Source organism: Halobaculum sp. EA56, assembly GCF_051195075.1.
GTDB lineage: Archaea > Halobacteriota > Halobacteria > Halobacteriales > Haloferacaceae > Halobaculum.
The window spans coordinates 81,290-99,615 of sequence record NZ_JBNTJX010000004.1 but is presented as its reverse complement, the minus strand read 5'-3'; the positions used below and the strand labels follow the sequence as shown (position 1 = coordinate 99,615).

The window sequence follows — 18,326 nt, the reverse complement described above, 5'->3', positions numbered from 1 at the left end:
GCGGGCACTGGGCGGTAGCCCGCACGGACTTCCCCTACCCGTGTGTTTTCACTATGCGTCCCGATGGTGGTCGGTATGGGTCTTTCGACCGCCGAGATCATGCAGATCAGCCTCGACCTGGTCGGCTGGGACGACGTGCCCGCCGACAGCACCGTGTACGTCCCCGGCGAGGACGTCGAGACGGCGCTGGTCGGCATCGACCTCGAGTCCGCGGAGATCAAACTCGCGCACGACCTCGGGTACGACCTGGCGCTGGCACACCACCCGACGGGGATGTCCGCGCGACTGGACTTCCCCGAGGTGCTCGACACGCAGGTCGAGTTCATGACCGACCACGGCGTCCCCCGGGAGGTCGCCGAGGACGCCGTCTCCGACCTCCGGTCGCGGATGGACCACGGGGCCCACTCCGACAACTACCGACACGACCCCAGCGTCGCGGAGCTACTCGACCAGCCGTACCTCAACACCCACCTCGCGCCCGACGAGTACGGCCGCCGCGTCTTCCGCGAGGTAGCCGACGGGATGGCCGACGACGCCACGGCCGGCGACTTCGTCGACGCGCTCGGCGGGATTCCCGAACTGGCCGCGGCCGACACGGAGGTCCGCCTTCGCGTCGGCGACCGGGGCAACGACCTCGGGGAGGTGGCCGTCCACCACGCCGCCGGCACGAACGGCGGCGCGTCCGTCGCGCGGGCGTACTTCGAGCACGGCGTCGACACCGTCCTCTACATCCACGTCGGCGCCGGCGACACTGCCGACCTCCGCGAGGAGTTCGGCGACGAGGGGAAGAACCTGGTCGTCACCGGCCACGTCGCCAGCGACGCGATCGGCATGAACGCGCTCGTCGACGCGCTCGAGGAGCGCGGCGTCGAGTGCGACACCATCTCGGGGTGCGGCATCGGCCGCGACGAGTGACGGTCGCCGGTCGTTTAGGTCGGCCTACCGTTTAGGGGTACCAAAACCTATATGCCCTCGGGGGCGTGAGACACCGGTAATGACGCACGATGTGCTCGCAGGTCGGGAGGAAGCGGAGACGCCCGAGCGCGGCTCCGCCCCGGAGACCGACGTCGCCGCCCTCCGCACGTGCCCGGACAGGACCGTGTTCACGGAGAACGGTAACTCGGACGGCTGGATATCCACGGACCTGACGGTCGACCTCGAACGGTAGCCGGGCCGTCGTTCCCGCGTCACCCGAGGCCGAACGAACGGCGTCGACTGCTTCTCGCGCGGTCCTTCTCCCCCGTCACGGCAGCGACCGCTCTCGCGGGCCCCACGGCTCTCGGGGTCGGGTAGAAAACGAAGAGAACGGAGGCGAGGGAACGACCCGCGATCCGGTCGCCGGCTTAGTGCATCGCGCCCTCGAAGACGAGGGTGTCGTCCTCGAGGTAGTGCTCGATGTGGTGTGCGTCCTCCTCGACCTGCACGATGTTCTTGCGCAGGATCTCGCCGGTCGCGGGGTCGCCGAGGCCGTCCGCGAGCTCGACGTGCTCGCGGAGCGTCTCGATGATGTCGCCGTACATCTCCATGTCGTTCTCCAGCGACGTGCGGATGTCGTAGACGTCCTCGTCCTCGGGCTCGACGGGGGCCTCCTCCTGCAGCGTCTCCATCGACGCGTGCGGGACGCCGCCCAGCGCCTGCAGGCGCTCTGCGATCTCGTCGGCGAACGCCTCGGCGTTCTCGGCGGCCTCGCCGAGGAAGATGTGCAGGTCGCGGAACTCCGCGCCCTCCACGTTCCAGTGGTGCTTGCGGAGCTGGTGGTAGAGGACGTACGTCGCCGCCAGATCCGTGTTCAGTGCGTCGACGACCTGCTCGGCCTTCTCGGCGTCCATCCGCAGCGCTTCGCTTCCTTCCACGTCGCCGGCCGATTTGAGTACGCGCTTCTGTGTGCTCATCTGTACCCCGACGTAGGGGCCGGACCCCCATAAAACCCGGTGTCACGTGAACTTCTTTTTCGGAATCCCTAAATTCAGTTTCTTGTGAGACAATGACGTGGGGGTGCCGCCGGGGACCGCGCGTCACCCGGTCGGCTCGTCGAGCACGGGGATGAACGCGCGCTGCTCGGCCAGCACCCCGGGGTCGAGCTCGGCGATCAGGTCGCGCTCGTCGCGGTTGCACGCGGCCGCGACGTGTCCGTCCGGGCGCACGACCGCCGAGCGACCCGCGTACTCCGTCCGGGGCGCGTCGGCGACCTCGCGGGCGCCGGTCCGGCCGGCGCCGACGACCCAGCGGACGCCGTCGAGCGCCCTGGCCCGCAGGAGGAGCCGCCAGTTCTCCGAGTGCGCCGCCGGCCACGCGCCGGCGACGAACAGCGCGTCGACGCGGTCGGCGGCGAAGGCCGCGCTGTCGGCGACGAAGTTGAGGTCGTAGCAGGTGAGCAGGCCCGTCCGGCCGACCGGCGTCTCGACGGTCACGCGTCCCTGGCCCCGTGCCAGTACGGACGACTCGTTCCCCCAGAGGTGGCGCTTGCGGTAGACCGTCGTCCCACCGTCGGGCGCGACGTACGCGAGCGCGTTATACAGCGGCGGGTCCACGTCGGCGTCCGCGTCGTCGACGTCCGGGCCCTCGGCGTCCGCCTCGTCGTCGGTCCGCTCGTTCCCGCCCGGAGCTACCGATCCGGATCCCCGTTCGACGAACCCGGCGAGCACGGCGGTGTCGTAGGTTCCCGCGATGTCGCGGACCCTGTCTAGCTCCGGGCCGTCGCGGTCGAGCGCGACCGCCCGCGCGCGGCCGTCGGCCACGAAGCCGGTGAGCGCGTACTCCGGGAACAGCGCGACCTCGACGTCGTCGGGGAGGCCGGCGACCCGATCGGCGACGGTCGCGAGGTTGGCCTCGACGTCGAGATCCGAGACGGACACCTGCGGGACGGCGACGGTCGGCATGCCCCGACGCTCGCCGTCAACCGAAATAACATCCATGGTTGACCGGCGGCGTCCGCGGTCGACTGGGACCGCGCCCGGCGTGGGTGATCCCGGCTCGGTCCCCGCCCGCGCGGACGACGCCTCGCCCGGAATATGGAAACGCCCTTGTAGGCGACACGCCCACCATCGGGCATGAGCGACGACGATCCGGCCGAGGAGTCCAGCGACCCCGAGGACGGCGACGGGACGGACATCGTCCCCGAGGTGTCCGCCGAGGACCTGGAGGCCCGCCTGGACGAGGCCGCCGAGGCGCTGGAGGCCGCCGAGACCGAGTCGGACCTGGACGACGTGGAGGCCGACCTCGACGAGATCGAATCGGACCTCGAGCGCGCCGACCTCCCGGAACCGGACGAGGACGACGACGACGCCGAGGACCCCCGCGAGGAACTGGAGTCGCGCCTCTCGGACCTGCGCGACGACCTGGCCGACCAGCGTGGCCCGTACGCCTCGGACGTCGTGGACGACGTCGAGTCCGCGCAGGCGACGATCCGCGACACCCGGTGGACGGAGTCCGGGGAGGCCGACCTGCCGGCCGTCGTGGACGCCTTCCTCGCGGACGTGAACGAGGCGCTGGGGGCAGACCTCGACCGGACGGGCGAGGACGACCCCGAGTCGCTCGCGGACGCCCTCGCCGACGCCGTCGAGGCCGTCGAGGACGCCGACCTGGACGCCGACGAGGACGCCGAGACCATCGCCGCGCTGCTGGAGGCGACGGACGACCTGGAGGCCGGCGTCGAGGACGCCGAGGAGTGGGACGACCTCGAGACCCACGAACAGCTGCAGGCGCAGGGCTTCTACGACGTGCTCGGCCACTACAAGGACTTCCCGCCGGAGCTGGCGGCCCTGAAGGAACACGAGCAGCAGGGCAACGTGGAGATGGTGCTGCTCGCGCTCGACTCGCTCCAGTCGGAGTTCATGGAGGAGCACTGCCTCGACGCGCTGACGCGGATGAACGACCAGGGGGCCTTCGAGGCGATGCACCAGCGCGCCGGGAAGCGCGACCGACCGGCGATCCGCGCGCTCGGAAAGATGGCCGCCGAGGACGCCGTCGAGACGCTCGTCGAGTACGTTGACGCCGACTCCGACCCGGCGCTGCAGAAGGTGACGTTCAAGGCGCTCGGGGAGATCGGCCACCCCGACGCGGTCCAGCCGCTCGCGAACAAGCTGGCGATGGACAACGACGACGTCCGCCCCTACGCCGCCCGCGCGCTCGGCCTGATCGGCGACACCCGCGCGGTCGAGCCGCTGGCGGACGCCGCCGCCGAGGACGACGCCGACACCGTCCGCGCGGCCGCCCTCTGGGCGCTCCGGCAGATCGGAACCGAGGGGGCGCTGGAGGCCGCCGCGGAGTTCGACGACGACCGCGCGTTCATCGTCCAGACCGAGGCCGAGAAGGCCCGCGACGCGCTCGGCGCCGACGCCGAGGAAGCCGCGGCCTGAGGCGCTCGATCGGGTCCGTCGCGGCGTCCCCCCGCGCGCTCCGCCCCTGTTCCCTCCGTTCGTGCCGTCCTCCCGACCGCGTACTCGCGACGGTTACATCAGCTCTCCGAGGAACAGCAACGCGAACCCCAGCGAGACGAGCAGCCCGCCGACGCGTCCGAGGTTCGTGTGCTCGGTTACCTCGTCGGGCGCGATGTCGATGTCGTAGCTGTTCCACTCCTCCTGATAACTGACGTACGAGGGCATCTGGAAGAACTCCAGCGCGACGAGGGCGCCGCCGACGGCACCCAGGGCGGCGCCGGTCAGCCGGATCCCTTCGGCGAGAGCGACCATACCGACTCCCGCCGTCGTCGGGGCAAAAACGCTCCGGAGCGCGCTCGCCCGTCGCGAGGGGTCGGACGGCGTTCGACGGACGAACGTTCAAGTACGAACCCGGGCCCAGACCGTCGCGGTGACACGTGCCGCCGCCGCGCTCGCGCTCGCGCTCCTCCTCGCAGCGCTCGCTCCGGTCGGCGCGGCCGCGACCGCACCCGTTGCCGCGTCCGTCGACGGTGCCGGCGCCGCGCTCGCGACCGGGCCGTCCGGACCGCCCGCCGGACCCGTCCCGGCCGTCGATGAATCACGCATCGTCGAGCTCCTGCCGAACCCCGTCGCCGCCGGCGACGCCGGCGAGTACGTCCTCGTGGCGCTCCCGGTCGGGAACTGGACCGTCGACGACGGCGAATCGCGCGTCACGGTTCGACAGAACCGCGCCGGCCGGGTGGTCCTCACGGACGACCCCGACGCGCCGGTCGCCCCCCCGGAGGGGCGCGTCGTCGGCTCCGGACTGTCGCTGTCGAACGCGGGCGAGCGGGTCGCCCTCCGCCGGGGCGGCCCCGACGGCCCGGTCGTCGACGCCGTCGAGTACGGCCGCGCGCCGGAGGGTGAGCGGTGGCTCCGGTGGACGGACCCCCCGTGGCGGCCGGTCGGCCTCGAGCCGCGACCGCCGGTCGACTTCCGTCCGACGAACGCGACCGCCTTCCTGCTTCCGGACGCGCCGGGTCCGCCGGTCGAGGCGATCCGGAACGCCGACCGCAGGGTGCTGCTCGCGGGGTACACCTTCGGCTCCGAGCGCGTCGCGGACGAACTGATCGCCGCACACCGCCGCGGTGCCCGCGTTCGGGTGTTGGTCGAGGGCGACCCCGTCGGCGGGACCGACGCGCGACAGGCGCGCCTCCTCGACCGCCTCGCCGCCGGCGGCGTCGAGGTCCGCGTCGTCGCCGGTCCGCACGCGCGGGTCCGGTTCCACCACGCGAAGTACGCCGTCGCCGACGGCCGGGCCGTCGTGCTCACGGAGAACTGGAAGCCGAGCGGGACCGGCGGCGCCGACAGCCGCGGGTGGGGCGTGGTCCTCCGTTCGCCTGCGGCGGCGGACGCGCTCGCGTCGCTGTTCCGCGCCGACGCCGGCTGGCGGGACGCCGTCGCGTGGCGGGAATTCCGTGCGGGCCGGACGTTCCGGGTCGACGAGCCGGCGACCGGACGCTATCCGACGCGGCATCCGCCAGCCGACGTTCGGGTCGAGCGGACGACGCTCCTGACCGCCCCCGGAAACGCCGAGGACGGGGTCGTGTCGGTCGTCGACGCCGCGGACGACCGCGTCGACGTGATCCAGCCGACGGTCGCCGACGGCCCGCTGCTCGCGTCGGTCCGGCGGGCGGCCGAACGCGGCGTGACGGTCCGGCTGCTGCTGTCGAACGCGTGGTACGTCCGCGAGGAGAACGAGGCGCTCGCGGGTCGGCTGAACAGGTGGGCCGACGGCGCGGGCGTCCCGTTCGAGGCGCGCGTCGCCGACCCGGCGGGGCGATACGGGAAGGTCCACGCGAAGGGCGTCGTCGCGGACGACGTGGCCGTCGTGGGATCGCTCAACTGGAACCCCACGAGCGCGCGCGAGAACCGCGAGGTCGTCGTCGCGCTGGAGGGCGAGGCGGTCGCCGACTACTACCGCGAGAGCTTCGCGGCCGACTGGCGCGCGAGCGGCGAACGTGGCGGCCTCCGGTCGCTCTCGCCCTCGCTGGCGGTCGCGGCAGTGGCAGGGGCCGCGGCGGCGACGCTGTTCGTGCGGCGGCGCTTCGAACTCGCGAGCGGCCGGTCGGGCGACGGGGAATCCGAGGAGACCGGGCCGATCGGATGAACCGCGAGAGCGGAAGACGCAGGCCGAGCGGGGTCGCCTCCGCGTCGCTCAGTCGTCGAGGTCGACCGTCGTCGACAGCTCCTCGTCGAGTTCGGCGTCGGCCATCTTCTCGACGAGCGCGTCGATGACGTCCTCGCGGCGCCCCTCGACGAACTTGATCGAGCCGACGACGAGGTGGCCGCCGCCCGAGACGCCCCCGCCGACGACCTCCTCGTTGAGTTCGGTGACCATCTGCGGGATGTCGAGGCGGACCCCGTCGCTGCGGAGGACGGCGAAGTCCGGCCCGTAGCCGATGGTGATCACCGGCTCGCCCGTCGCGCGGACCTTCCGGTCGTGGAGTTCGCCGGTGGTCTTCCCGGGCGCGGGGTAGGTGAACCGCTTGGCGAAGTTCTCCAGGTCGATGCGGTAGAGGTGCGCCTCGGAGTCGAGGCGCTCGTGTTCGACGTGGGGCTCGACGGCGTCGAGCTGTTCCTCCACGTCCTCCTCGGCGCTCTCGGCGAGGAACTCGACCAGCTCGCGGTGGCGCTCGGAGTCGTCACAGCCCACGTCGAGCACGTCGCCGACGAGCGTCTTGCCCTCGCTGTAGCGGAGCCAGTGGGCGGCGTAGTCGAGCGCCTCGCCGATGTCCTCGATGTGCCCGCGGTCGTAGCCGGCATCCGAGGCGAGCGCGAGGTACTCGTCCATGACCTCGGCCTTCGAGCGGTCCGACAGCCCCGCGACCGCCGGGACGTGGCGGAGTTCGTCGGTCACGTCGGGGTCGATCAGGCGCGCGAGCTCGACGCACATCATCCCGGTCGTGATCCGGTAGTCCTCGTCGTGGATGTACGGGTTGACGTGGTGGTCGAGCAGGTCGTTCACCGCCTCCGGGTCGGGGTGGTGGTGGTCGACGACCGCGATGGGCACGTCGTAGTGGGCGAGGTTCTTGTAGGCGGGAACGTCCTCCTCCGTCGAGCCGTTGTCGAGCATCAGGAGGAACGGGAGCTTCTGCCCGTGCCGGGCGCGCCCCTCCAGCGCGAAGTTCAGGTCGCGGGTGACGTCCTCCATCTCGTAGAACGGCGCCTTGCTCGGGAGGCGCTTGAGGTTGTGTCGGGCCGCGTCGTCGCCCTCGTGGACCTCCTCGATGAAGTTCTCCAGCGCGAGCTGCAGCGGGATCGACGCGCACATCCCGTCGCCGTCGGCGTGATGTCGGATCCGGATCGGCCGCCCCTCCAGCACTGTCCGGCGCAGCGTCCGCGCCAGGTCCTCCAGTTCGGGTCGGAGCTTTTCGAACGCCTCCCACTCGACGAGCGGGTCGACCGGATCCGGCTCCGAACGCTCGGCCAGCGCCTCGTCGAGGCGCTCGCGGGCGGCCTCGGCCGTCTCCCCCTCGAGGCGGGTCACGTCGCCGACCTCCAGTTGGGTGGCGCCGTCGTGGCGCTCGACGCTCCCGGAGACGCGGACGACGTCGCCGATCTCCACCTCGGGGTACGCGCGCACGCCGGCCTCCTCGAAGGCGGCGGCCGCGAGGACGCCCGACTCGTCGGCGACGTGGAGGATGGTCGGGCCGCCCGTCTGCTTGATCTGGACGACCTCGCCCTCGACGGTCACGTCGTCGCCGACGGCGACGTCGCCGGCCAGGGTGATCTCCGGTTCGTGCTCGACGGCGAGCACGTCGGCCTCCGAGAGGTCGACGTCGGCGAGGTCGAAGGAGACGTCGCCGTTGTCCTTCAGTTCCTCGAGGCGGACGACCAGTTCGTCGCCGACCTCGAAGGACTCGCCGTCGAGGTTGGACTCGTGGACCAGCCCCGAGACGTGCTCGGAGACGTCGACGAAGACGCCGTAGTCGACCACGCCGTTGACGACGGCGCGGTAGCGGGCCCCCACGTCCACGTCGGTGCGTGTACACGCGGGGTCGAGATCGTGAACCACGGGGCGGGAACCCCCCTCCCCGTTCTCGCCGGGATCTCCGGCGGCGGAATCGGTCATGTCACACGGTGAGTGACGGCCGGTGTTAAGGGTTGTAGTATCGATCGAGCGGGTCGTTCGCGGCGCGCCGGGCGGACGACGGGGACGGCGTCAGCCGGGGCGGCGGCGGGCGTCGTCGCCCGACGGGAGGGGAGGTGACCGCATCGACACCCTTAGTTGTCGCGCCGACCGAGTTCGGCCAATGCGACTGTTCCGGTCGAGCGAGCTGCTCGGCATCGCGTCCGAGACGCTCACGTTCGCGCTGGAGGCCTCCCGGGACACCCACCCGAACGAGTACATGGGTTTCCTGCGCGCGACCGACGCCCGCGACCTCGGACTGGACCGGCGGGGGCAGGTGATCACCGACGTGCTCGTCATCCCCGGCACCACCTCGACGCCGGAGTCGGCCACCGTCAAGGAGAACATGCGGCCGAACTCGACGAACGCCGTCGGCTCGGTTCACTCCCACCCCAACGGCGTCCTCCGGCCGTCCGACGCCGACCTCGCGACGTTCCACGCCGGCGAGGTCCACATCATCATCGGCGCGCCGTACGACCGGGACTGCTGGCGGGCGTTCGACTCGAACGGCGACCCCCGCGACCTCGACGTGATCGACGTGGCGCTGCCCGACGACGAGGCGTTCTTCGACTTCGACCAGACGGACATCGACGCGGAGCTGTACGATGAGTGAGGACGGGGACGACCACGGAGGCGAGGACGGAACCGCCGGGGGCGGGGACAGGGCCGACCCCGACGCCCCCCGGATCGCGCTCGCGCAGGGGACCTTCGACATCGTCCACCCGGGGCACCTCCACTACCTCGAGGACGCCGCCGCCCGCGGCGACGAGCTCCACGTCATCGTCGCCCGACGGGAGAACGTCACCCACAAGCCGAAGCCGGTGTGCCCCGACAGACAGCGCCGCGACGTGGTCGCCGCCCTCGAGGTGGTCGACGAGGCGCACCTCGGCCACCCGGAGGACTTCTTCGTCCCCGTGCGTGCGATCGACCCCGACGTGATCGTGCTGGGGTTCGACCAGCACCACGACGAGACGGCGATCGCCGAGGCGCTCGCGGCCGAGGGGATCGACGCGGAGGTCGCCCGCGCGAGCGGGCGCGAACCCCGATACGAGGGCGAACTGCTCTCCACCGGGGAGATCATCGACAGGCTGCTCGAACAGCGCGGGTGAGCTGACGGCGACGACGGCGACGGGACGGCCGGGGAGACGGTCACGGGGCGTCGAGCGTCGCCCGCCAGAGGTACGCGGGTGCGGCGCACACGGCGGCCAGGCCCGCGACGACGCCGACGAGACCGAGCGCCCGCGCCGTCGGCGCCCCGGCGAGCGTCGACCGGAAGACCGCGGGGACACCGGTCGCCAGCAGGACCGCGCCGACCGACCACAGCCCGTAGGCCCGCCGGGTCGTCGCCTCGGCGACGCCGTCCCCGAGGCGGGCCGACACCGCGACGAGGCCGATCCCGCCGGCGAGCGCGATTCCGGCGCCCACGAACGCCAGAAGGACGGTGAGGAGGCCGACCGTCGGCAGGTGTCCGGTCATCTCATCGCCCCGCCGCCGCGGCGACGCGGCTCCCTCGCCGAGGCGGCGGCGCCCCGGTCGACCGCAGCCGTGTCGCGTCGGCGGTCGCGGTACGGTCGGTCACTGCGTTACGTGCGGGCGTAGTGCCGGAGGCCGTGCCAGATGGCGTCGACCATCCTGACCTCGCCCTCCCCGTCGGCGTCGTCCCACCCCCGCGCGAGGGCGTCCTCCACGACCGCGAGCGAGTGGTTCTCGAAGTTGTTCATCCCGCGGAAGTCCTCCAGCGCCGCCCGCTCGGCCTCGTCGAACGTCGCAGAGGGCGAGCCGTCGAGGAAGCCCAGATCCGCGAGCACCTCCGACACCGCCCGCGCCCGCTCGCCCGCGAGTTCCCGCGGGTCGTCGGGCTCCTCGCGCGACAGGAGGGTCACGTCGTACAGCTTGAACACCCGCTCCAGTTCGTCGATCGGCGCGTCGTGGTCGTCGACGCGCACGTCCACCCAGCGGTCGTTCTTCCCGTCGTAGCCGCCCTCGGGCTTGGCGACGTACAGCGCCGCGGACTGCTCGCCGCGGGAGTCGCCCCCCGCCTCGTTGCCGGCGTGCAGCGCCGCGATCAGCCGCTCGGGGAGGCCGCCCTCGCCGTCCTCGAACGCGTCAGCCATCGCGGTCAGCGTCTCCTCGTTCTCCAGGATGTTGCCCTGGACGGTGTAGTGCTCGCCCTGCAGGTCGCCGGCGACGTCGAAGCACTCCGCGCCGGTGAAGGCGGCCGGCTCCCCGTCGAGCCCGACGACGCCGACCTGCCGCCGTGGGTCCTCCTCGTCGGCGTCGGTGAGCCGCTCGACCACCTCGGCGGCGTCGTGGCCCTCCCGGAGCAGGTCGAGGCCGTCGGGGCCGTAGGCGACGTTGGCGAAGCTCTGCGTGGCGACGGCGCCGGCGTCGGCCGACACGAAGGGGACGACCGCGCCGACGGCGATGAACTTCGAGTGGACGGCGACCCCGACGGCGTCCGTCTCGGGGTCGCGCGCGGCGATGGAGAACGTCATTCGATCGCGTCTCCGCCGGGGGCGGCAAAAACGTGCCGGGGCGCGGCCGGCGACGCCGCCCCACCGGGACACCGCGGCCGCGCGCTACGCCTCGCCGGCGACACCCCCGCGTCCGGAGTCGCTCCCGCGCTTGCGGGCGGTGAGCGGCTGCCGGGAGACCAGCTCGCAGTCGAACGCCGGGTGCTCGGCGAGGTGGCGCACGAGCAGGTGGCGCCTGCCGCCGGTGAGGCCGGTCCGGCCGACCGCCTCGGCGGTGAACTCAGCGGGGAGCCGGTCGTACAGTCGGCGGAGCGCGGCGAACCGCTCGAACACCTTGCTGTGACCCGCCGAGTCGGCGGCGCGCCGCTCGACCACGTAGCTGCCGTCGGGGCGGTGCTCCCCCGCCGTGTGGAGGAACTCCCGGCGCGCCGTGAGCGCGTCGGCGAGGCCGTCCCGCAGGGCTATCGCCGCCTCGCGGTCCAGCCGGTGCGTCTCGCCGTCGAGCGTGACCGTCACGCACGTGCCGTCCGGCGTCGCGGCCGCCTCCGGTTGCGTGTCCGGCGCGCGCGTCGCGCCCGCGGCCGTCGCCGCCGCGGTCGAGTCGGGGTCGGCCTCGGACGTCGCCGTCGCTGTCCGGTCCGTAGCGTCGTCGCGAGAACCCCCGCGTCGCGCTCGCTCGTCGGCGGATCCGTCGCTACCGTCGAATTTCGCGGCCAGCCGCCTCGCGGCGACTTGGCCTATCCTCCCGCGTCGGTGGGACCGACATGGCGGCCGGTCGTAGCGGCCGCCGCGTGATAAGTCCGCCGGCGGACCGACCCGGAGGATCAGGAGACGTGCTCGATCAGTTCGACGACGGTCCCCGTCGGGTCGAGGAGGAACGCGATGCGGAGGTCGCCGAACCGCTCCGGGCCCATCACCCAGTCCACGTCCGGGCCGTCGACCGCCTCGCGGGCGGCGTCGACGTCGTCGACGACGAAGCCGAAGTGGAGCAGGCCGGTCGGCATCGGCTCCACGTCGCCGGTCGCCTCGTACGGCGCGCGGTCGAACACGTACACGCGCTTGTCGGCCACCTCCAGGGCGGCGTGCTCGACGGCGGTCGCGCCCTCGCCCTCGTCGGCGTGTCCCCGCTCGATCAGCGTCCCGTCGAACGCCTCCTCGTAGAACGCCGCGGTCGCGTCGACGTCGTCCGCTTTCAGCGCCACGTGAAAGAACGAGTTCGGTGTCACGGGCGGTTCGTCGGGCCCCGGGACCAAGGCGTTGCCGGCGGGGAGGAGCTCCCCGGCCGCGACGCGGACGGCGGCGCCGCGGCGACCGGGCGCTTTTCACCGTACCGACGGTACGGACGGGTATGGAAGTCCGCGGCGAGCGCGAGTGCACCGAGTGCGGCACCCGGTGGTCGTACTTCGAGACGGGGAGCGTCGCCTGCCCGGAGTGCGGGAGCCTCCGCAGCGTGGGCACGGGCGAGCGCCGCAGGCACACCGACGCGCCGGCGGAACTGGACCTCACGTCGGTGCTTGCGGCCCTCGACGAGGAGCCGCTGTCGGGGCTGGTCGAGGAGGTCAAGGAGGCCTGCAGGGGATACCTCCGCAGGCGGGGGTTCATCCGCGCGGGCGAGCTCGCCCCGCTGGACGACGCCTACCTCGCGGCCGCGGAGCTGAAGCACGCCGCCGACGTGTACGGTCGGATCGCCGGTCCAGGCGGCGGGCGCGCGGACGCGACCGTGGGCGGCCCCGACGGCGACGCGGGCGTCACCGACGACGAGGAGTGGTACGTGACGACCCTGCTGCGCGCCGCCGACACCGGCGAGCGGCCGAGCGCCCGCGAGGTGCCCCCGCGGATGCACGAGGCCCGCGGGCTGGCCGCCGCGGAGGCGGTGCTGGAGTACCGGACGGACGTGGCGACGTACCTCGACGACCACCCGGACCGCGAGGCCGCGCGGACGCTCGGCGCCGTCCGCGACCGCGCGAAGCGCGTCGAGGCGCTGGAGGGCGACGTGGCGCCCGCGGAGGCGGACGCGCTCGTCGACGCGGCGGTCGAGCTGGGTCGGTACCTCATCGCGGACGACCTCGACGCGCTGGCGAGCGCCCGCGACCGCCTCAACGACGCCGAGTGAGGCGAGCCGAGGCCGCGGTCAGTTCCCGGCCGGCGTCGGTTCGAGGAGGTAACAGTGTCCGGTGAGGCTCACGAAGGCTTCCCCGTCGTCCGCGGCCTCCCGGAGCGACTCGCGCCACGACGCCGCCTCGTCGGCGCCGACGGCGTCGTGGTCGGCGACGAACTCGGCGACGAACCCGAGCAGGTGCCGGGCGAACGCGTCGCCGGTCGGGTCGGGCTCCGAGAGCGCGTACGGCTCGACCGACGAGACCGCGAGGTCGACGCCGTCGAGGTGCTCGGGTAGCCGTGACCCCAGTGTCGGCCGGACGCAGTGGTCCGACCACGCCCCGAGGACGCGGTCCGTCCGGTCGGGGTCGGCGCCCCGGACGACGAACGTGTCCCAGTCGGCGAGGAACACCGCCGCCCGGCCGTCCGGAGCGAGCACCCTGGACAGCTCGGCGAGCGCGGGGTCGACCCGGTCGAGGTACTGGAACACCTGGACCGCGACCGCGGCGTCGGCGACGCCGTCGGCGACGGGCAGCCGCGTCGCGTCGCCCGCGACGACGCCGGCGTTCGGGACGGGAGCGAGTCGCTCCCGGGCGAGTGCGGTCATCGCTGGCGAGCGGTCGACGCCGAGCACCGAGCCGTCGGGACCGACAGCCTCGGCCAGTTCGCGCGGCTCGAACCCCGGGCCGCAGCCGACGGAGAGGATCCGGTCCCCGGTCGCCGGGTCCAGCGAGTCGCGGACGAACCGTCGTCGCTGCGCGGCCCCCGCCGTCTCGTAAGCCGCCTCCTCCGCCCGGGCGTCGGCCTCGTCGTAGTCCCCAGTCACGCGCGCTCCCCCGGCGCCCCGCCGAAGCCGTCGCGCAGCGCCGCGGCCGCGTCCGCCAGCACCTCGCGCGCCGCGCTCACGCCGGGGTCGCCGAGCATCCCCGCGACGCCGTGGATGAGCGACGGGTAGTGGAGGTGGTCGACGGGGACGCCGTCGTCCGCGAGCGCCTCGGCGTAGGCGACGCCCTCGTCGCGCAGCGGGTCGAACCCGCAGGTGACGACCGTCGCGGGCGGGAGGTCCGCGTGGCTGCAGGCCGTCAGCGGGCACGCGTAGGGGTTCGCGCGTTCGAGGTCGCTGCGCCAGTAGTGGTCCCCGAAGTAGTCGATGTCCCCGCGTTCGAGGTAGTATCCTTCCCCGTTCTCCTCGTACGACGGCCAGTCGGTCCCCGGGTCCACGACCGGGTAGATCAGCGTCTGATGGGCCAGATCCGGTCCGCCCCCGTCGCCCGCGCCCGCGCCCCCGTCGCGTGCGTGGAGCGCGACCGCGGCCGCGAGGTTCCCGCCCGCGCTGTCGCCGCCGACGGCGACGCGCCCGTCCACGTCCAGTTCGCCGGGGTCGCTCGCGGCCCACTCGGTCGCCGCGACGGCGTCCTCCAGTCCCGCGGGGAAGGGGTGCTCGGGGGCGAGTCGGTAGTCGACCGAGACGACGACGCAGTCGGCCTCGTCCGCGAGGACCCGGCAGATGCCGTCGGCCGTGTCGAGCGAGCCGATCACCCAGCCGCCCCCGTGGAAGTACACGAGCGTCGGGAACGGACCCGTCCCATCGGGGGTGTACGTTCTGACAGGCACTTCGGACGGGTCGCCGGCGCCGCCGTACCCGGGTATCGTCCGGTCCTCGACGGACGCGAGGTCGGGAACGTCGGTCGGTTCGCCGCGCCACTCGGCGAAGAACTCCCGCGCCTCCGGCGGCGAGAGGTCGCGGAGGTCTGGCATGTCCGCCGCTGCCATCGTCTCCAGCAGGTCCCGCGCCTCCGGGTGGAGGTCGTCGGCTCGGTCCATGTGGGATGCCGGCACCCCACGGGGATAAATCGGGGGTCCGCCGCGGTGCCCGGGAGTCGCACCGCGAGACGCTGGCCGTCTACCGCCACTCGGGTTCCCGGTCCTCCCGGTAGGCGGCCATCGCCTCCTCGAAATCGTGCGAGTCGTGTGCCTCCGCCTGTAGCTCCAGATACCGGTCGAGGAACGCCTCGTGATCGAGGTCGAACGCGCCGACCATCGCCTGTTTGGAGAGCCGACACCCCTCCGAGTTGGCGTCCATGTACCGGTCGATCCACCCGTCGAACTCGGCGCTCGGATCCTCGTCGTCGACCAGATGGTCGACCAGCCCGATCCGATGTGCCTCCTCCCCGTCGATGTCGTCCCCCAGGAGGGTCAGCCGCTTGGCGCGACCCATCCCGACGTAGCGCGCGAGCCGCATCGTCGCCAGCCCGGGGATGAGGCTCTCCTTGGTCGCGGGCAGGCCGAGCCGCGCCGAGGGGGTGGCGACGCGGATGTCGCAGGACAGCGCGAGTTGCAGGCCCCCGCCCAGCCCGTATCCGTGGACGAGACAGAGCACGAGCTTGTCCATCGTCTCGAACCGCCGCTTCGCCCGCTCGAACACGACGTGATAGCCGTGGTCGATCGCTCCGCTCGACAGCTCCTTGAGGTCGATCCCCGTACTGAACGCACGACCGGCCCCCCGGATCGCGACGAGTCTGATCTCCTCGTCGTCCGCGAGGAGTTGCGAGACCGCGTCCAGATCGCGGACGGTGGGGTAGTGCATGGCGTTGAGCCGGCCCGGTCGATCGAGCGTCACTCGCGCGACCGCGCCGTCCGTCTCGACTGTGAGGTGTTCGAGGTCGACGTGCATCGGGGATCACTCCGTCCGGAGACACGGTAGCATACCCCATGAATTTCTCTGCCGGGACCGGTCCGTCGGCGTCCCACGTCGTCCGTCTCGAACCCGTTCACCCCGTCTCAGCCAGCTCAGGGCCGTCTGCCGACCGGTTCGCGCCGACTGGCGTTCCCCCCCTATGATCGAGAACTCGCGGCGACGGGGCTACGGCAGGTCGATGTCGACGCCGTGCTGCTCGCTCGCGGCCTTCACCGTGTTGTACAGCAGCATCGCGCGCGTCATCGGACCGACGCCGCCGGGGACGGGGGTGATGGCGCCGGCTTTCTCCTTCACCTCGTCGTAGGCGACGTCGCCGACGAGCGTCGACTCGCCGTCGCGCTCGACGCGGTTGATCCCCACGTCGATGACGGTCGCGCCCTCGCGCACCATGTCGGCGGTGATCATCTCCGGGACGCCCGCGGCGGCGACGACGATGTCCGCCCGCCGGGTGTGCTCGGCGAGGTCCTCGGTCCGCGAGTGACACACCGTGGTCGTGGCGTTGCCGCCCTCGCCGCGGCCGAACAGGAGGTTCGCCATCGGCTTGCCGACGATGTCCGAGCGGCCGACGACGACCGCCTCCTTCCCCTCGGGATCCACGTCGGCCGACGCGAGCAGGCGCTGGATGCCGTGGGGCGTGCAGGGCTTGAACCGGGGGTTGCCCGCGACGAGGCGGCCGACGTTCTCCGGGTGGAAGCCGTCCACGTCCTTGGCGGGGTCGACCGAGCGGAGCACCCGGCGGGTGTCGACGTGGTCGACGACGGGCATCTGGACGAGGATGCCGTGGACCCCGTCGTCGGCGTTCAGGTCGTCGACGGTGTCGTACAGCTCCTCGGCGGGCGCGTCCTCGTCGATGTCGACGTGGATCCCCCGGATCCCGACCTCCTCGCAGTCGTCCTGCTTCATCGAGACGTACGTCTCGCTGGCGGGGTCGTCGCTCATCAGCACGGTCGCGAGCGCCGGCTCGACGCCCGCGTCCGTCAGCGTCTCCACGCAGTCGGCGACCCCCGAGCGGACCTCGGCGGCGACGGCGTTCCCGTCGATGTCGGTCATGTCCGAGGAGGGAACGCCGAGGCGTAAGAATCCTCGGATTCGTGCACACCTACGCGCTACTATTCCTCATTATACACAAGAACGTGTATATCCTCGCGGCCGGCTCCCGCGCGCCTCAGTCGTACAGCGGGTACTCGTCGGTCAGTTCGTCGACGCGCTCGCGCACCTCGGCGACGACGGACTCGTCCTCGACGTCGTCGACGACGCGGTAGATGAGGTCGCCGACCTCGCGCAGGGCCGCCTCGTCGAAGCCGCGGGTGGTGAGCGCCGGGGTCCCCGCGCGGATGCCGGAGGGGTCGAACGGCGAGCGCGTCTCGCCGGGCACCGTGTTCGCGTTCAGGACGATGCCGGCGTCGGCGAGGGCGTCCTCCGCGTCGCCGCCGGAGACGTCGGGGTGGGACTCGCGCAGGTCGACCAGCACGAGGTGGGTGTCGGTGCCGCCGGAGACGACCTCGAAGCCGTTGTCCGCGAACGACTCGGCCAGCGCCTCGGCGTTGTCGACGACCTGCCGCGCGTACTCCTCGAACTCCGGCTCCAGCGCCTCCTTGAAGCCGACGGCCTTGCCCGCGATGTTGTGCATGAGCGGGCCGCCCTGCCCGCCGGGGAACACCGCGGCGTCGACGTCGTCGGCGTGCTCCTCGCCGCACATGACGATGCCGCCGCGGCCCGCCCGGATCGTCTTGTGGGTGGAGCCGGTGACGAAGTCGGCGACGCCGACCGGCGAGTCGTGGACGCCGGCGGCGACGAGGCCGGTGATGTGGGCGATGTCCGCGAGGTGGTAGGCGTCGACCGACTCGGCCACCTCCTGGATGCGCCCCCACTCGACCTCGCGGGGGTACGCCGAGTAGCCCGAGACGACGATGTCCGGGTCGAACTCCGCCGCCTGCGCCGACAGCGCCTCGTAGTCGATGTAGCCCGTCTCCGGGTCGACGCGATACTGCTCCACGTCGAACAGCTGCCCGGTGAAGTTCGCGGGGTGGCCGTGGCTGAGGTGGCCGCCGTGCTCCAGTTCCAGCGAGAGGATCTTATCGCCCGGCTCCAGCGTCGCGAGGTACACCGCCATGTTCGCCTGCGTGCCCGAGTGGGGCTGGACGTTGACGTGCTCGGCGCCCCACAGCTCCTTCGCACGCTCGATGGCCAGTTCCTCGACCTCGTCGGCGTGCTCGCAGCCGGCGTAGTAGCGCTTGCCGGGGTAGCCCTCGGCGTACTTGTTCGTCAGCGCGCTGCCCTGCGCCTCCAGCACGGCCTCCGAGACGTGGTTCTCGGAGGCGATCATCGCCAGCGTGTCCTGCTGTCGCTCCACCTCGCCGGCGAGCGCGTCGGCGACGGCCGGGTCCGTCTCGCGTACCTCGGGGTACTCCATACGAACGCTCCGGTCAGCGGTCACAAAAAGGCATCCGTACCCGCCCGACCCGCCGGCGACAGGGCTAAATGGAGCGACTCCGGACCTGTTCCCA

The 18,326-nt window shown here is 72.5% G+C and carries 20 protein-coding genes; 7 read left to right on the top strand and 13 right to left on the bottom strand.

From position 1 onward, the window contains the following. Positions 1 to 75: 75 nt before the first annotated feature. Complete coding sequence (locus ACQUQ1_RS08325) at positions 76 to 915, top strand: hypothetical protein (protein WP_435063816.1); 840 nt, start codon at positions 76 to 78, stop codon at positions 913 to 915. Positions 916 to 994: 79 nt separating this feature from the next. Further along, positions 995 to 1,168: a hypothetical protein gene (locus tag ACQUQ1_RS08320; RefSeq protein ID WP_435063815.1), complete on the top strand. Its 174-nt coding sequence runs from the start codon at positions 995 to 997 to the stop codon at positions 1,166 to 1,168. Positions 1,169 to 1,343: 175 nt separating this feature from the next. Here the strand turns inward: ACQUQ1_RS08320 and dpsA are convergent, their stop codons facing one another. Both dpsA and ACQUQ1_RS08310 read right to left on the bottom strand, forming a co-directional pair. Beyond that, positions 1,344 to 1,892 carry a DNA starvation/stationary phase protection protein DpsA gene (gene dpsA / locus ACQUQ1_RS08315; protein WP_435063814.1) on the bottom strand — a complete coding sequence of 183 codons (549 nt, stop codon included), beginning with the start codon at positions 1,890 to 1,892 and terminating at the stop codon, positions 1,344 to 1,346. A 123-nt stretch (positions 1,893 to 2,015) separates the two neighbouring features. Continuing rightward, the gene (locus ACQUQ1_RS08310) at positions 2,016 to 2,879 is read right to left on the bottom strand and encodes a carbon-nitrogen hydrolase family protein (RefSeq protein WP_435063813.1); all 864 of its coding nucleotides are present in this window, start codon (positions 2,877 to 2,879) and stop codon (positions 2,016 to 2,018) included. A gap of 171 nt (positions 2,880 to 3,050) precedes the next feature. Here ACQUQ1_RS08310 and ACQUQ1_RS08305 point away from each other — a divergent pair, with 171 nt between their 5' ends. Beyond that, positions 3,051 to 4,358 (top strand): HEAT repeat domain-containing protein, encoded by a 1,308-nt coding sequence (locus tag ACQUQ1_RS08305; protein WP_435063812.1) that lies wholly within the window; start codon positions 3,051 to 3,053, stop codon positions 4,356 to 4,358. A 93-nt stretch (positions 4,359 to 4,451) separates the two neighbouring features. Here the strand turns inward: ACQUQ1_RS08305 and ACQUQ1_RS08300 are convergent, their stop codons facing one another. Further along, a complete protein-coding gene (locus tag ACQUQ1_RS08300; protein ID WP_435063811.1) occupies positions 4,452 to 4,691 on the bottom strand; it encodes a hypothetical protein in 240 nt (79 codons plus the stop codon). A gap of 118 nt (positions 4,692 to 4,809) precedes the next feature. Here ACQUQ1_RS08300 and ACQUQ1_RS08295 point away from each other — a divergent pair, with 118 nt between their 5' ends. Next, positions 4,810 to 6,528 (top strand): phospholipase D-like domain-containing protein, encoded by a 1,719-nt coding sequence (locus ACQUQ1_RS08295; protein WP_435063810.1) that lies wholly within the window; start codon positions 4,810 to 4,812, stop codon positions 6,526 to 6,528. Positions 6,529 to 6,576: 48 nt separating this feature from the next. Here the strand turns inward: ACQUQ1_RS08295 and ACQUQ1_RS08290 are convergent, their stop codons facing one another. Beyond that, positions 6,577 to 8,493: a DHH family phosphoesterase gene (locus ACQUQ1_RS08290; protein WP_435063809.1), complete on the bottom strand. Its 1,917-nt coding sequence runs from the start codon at positions 8,491 to 8,493 to the stop codon at positions 6,577 to 6,579. A gap of 181 nt (positions 8,494 to 8,674) precedes the next feature. Between ACQUQ1_RS08290 and ACQUQ1_RS08285 the strand changes: the two genes are divergently transcribed. Further along, positions 8,675 to 9,163: a Mov34/MPN/PAD-1 family protein gene (locus ACQUQ1_RS08285; RefSeq protein ID WP_435063808.1), complete on the top strand. Its 489-nt coding sequence runs from the start codon at positions 8,675 to 8,677 to the stop codon at positions 9,161 to 9,163. After that, entirely contained in the window at positions 9,156 to 9,659 is a 504-nt protein-coding gene (locus ACQUQ1_RS08280) for an adenylyltransferase/cytidyltransferase family protein (protein ID WP_435063807.1), read from the top strand. Before ACQUQ1_RS08285 ends, ACQUQ1_RS08280 begins: the two co-directional genes overlap by 8 nt. Positions 9,660 to 9,699: 40 nt before the next feature. On the opposite strand, the gene ACQUQ1_RS08275 is transcribed toward ACQUQ1_RS08280, so the two are convergent. The 4 genes from ACQUQ1_RS08275 to ACQUQ1_RS08260 form a co-directional block, all read right to left on the bottom strand. Continuing rightward, positions 9,700 to 10,026, bottom strand: coding sequence for a hypothetical protein (locus ACQUQ1_RS08275; RefSeq protein ID WP_435063806.1), 327 nt, complete (start codon positions 10,024 to 10,026; stop codon positions 9,700 to 9,702). Between the two features lie 107 nt (positions 10,027 to 10,133). Beyond that, entirely contained in the window at positions 10,134 to 11,045 is a 912-nt protein-coding gene (locus ACQUQ1_RS08270; RefSeq protein WP_435063805.1) for a DUF1028 domain-containing protein, read from the bottom strand. Between the two features lie 84 nt (positions 11,046 to 11,129). Beyond that, positions 11,130 to 11,540, bottom strand: a complete 411-nt coding sequence (locus ACQUQ1_RS08265) for a DUF7528 family protein (RefSeq protein WP_435063804.1) — start codon at positions 11,538 to 11,540, stop codon at positions 11,130 to 11,132. Positions 11,541 to 11,848: 308 nt separating this feature from the next. Further along, positions 11,849 to 12,250: a VOC family protein gene (locus tag ACQUQ1_RS08260; RefSeq protein WP_435063803.1), complete on the bottom strand. Its 402-nt coding sequence runs from the start codon at positions 12,248 to 12,250 to the stop codon at positions 11,849 to 11,851. 122 nt (positions 12,251 to 12,372) lie between these two features. Here ACQUQ1_RS08260 and ACQUQ1_RS08255 point away from each other — a divergent pair, with 122 nt between their 5' ends. Further along, positions 12,373 to 13,137 carry a DUF7117 family protein gene (locus tag ACQUQ1_RS08255; protein ID WP_435063802.1) on the top strand — a complete coding sequence of 255 codons (765 nt, stop codon included), beginning with the start codon at positions 12,373 to 12,375 and terminating at the stop codon, positions 13,135 to 13,137. A gap of 18 nt (positions 13,138 to 13,155) precedes the next feature. On the opposite strand, the gene ACQUQ1_RS08250 is transcribed toward ACQUQ1_RS08255, so the two are convergent. The 5 genes from ACQUQ1_RS08250 to glyA all read right to left on the bottom strand — a co-directional run bounded on the left by ACQUQ1_RS08250 (position 13,156) and on the right by glyA (position 18,232). Next, positions 13,156 to 13,947: a methyltransferase domain-containing protein gene (locus ACQUQ1_RS08250; protein WP_435063801.1), complete on the bottom strand. Its 792-nt coding sequence runs from the start codon at positions 13,945 to 13,947 to the stop codon at positions 13,156 to 13,158. Then, positions 13,944 to 14,945, bottom strand: coding sequence for an alpha/beta hydrolase (locus tag ACQUQ1_RS08245; RefSeq protein ID WP_435063800.1), 1,002 nt, complete (start codon positions 14,943 to 14,945; stop codon positions 13,944 to 13,946). Before ACQUQ1_RS08245 ends, ACQUQ1_RS08250 begins: the two co-directional genes overlap by 4 nt. Positions 14,946 to 15,024: 79 nt before the next feature. Continuing rightward, complete coding sequence (locus tag ACQUQ1_RS08240) at positions 15,025 to 15,795, bottom strand: enoyl-CoA hydratase/isomerase family protein (RefSeq protein WP_435063799.1); 771 nt, start codon at positions 15,793 to 15,795, stop codon at positions 15,025 to 15,027. A gap of 189 nt (positions 15,796 to 15,984) precedes the next feature. Beyond that, positions 15,985 to 16,869: a tetrahydrofolate dehydrogenase/cyclohydrolase catalytic domain-containing protein gene (locus tag ACQUQ1_RS08235; RefSeq protein WP_435063798.1), complete on the bottom strand. Its 885-nt coding sequence runs from the start codon at positions 16,867 to 16,869 to the stop codon at positions 15,985 to 15,987. A gap of 115 nt (positions 16,870 to 16,984) precedes the next feature. Further along, positions 16,985 to 18,232: a serine hydroxymethyltransferase gene (gene glyA / locus ACQUQ1_RS08230; RefSeq protein ID WP_435063797.1), complete on the bottom strand. Its 1,248-nt coding sequence runs from the start codon at positions 18,230 to 18,232 to the stop codon at positions 16,985 to 16,987. Between the last annotated feature and the right edge of the window lie 94 nt (positions 18,233 to 18,326).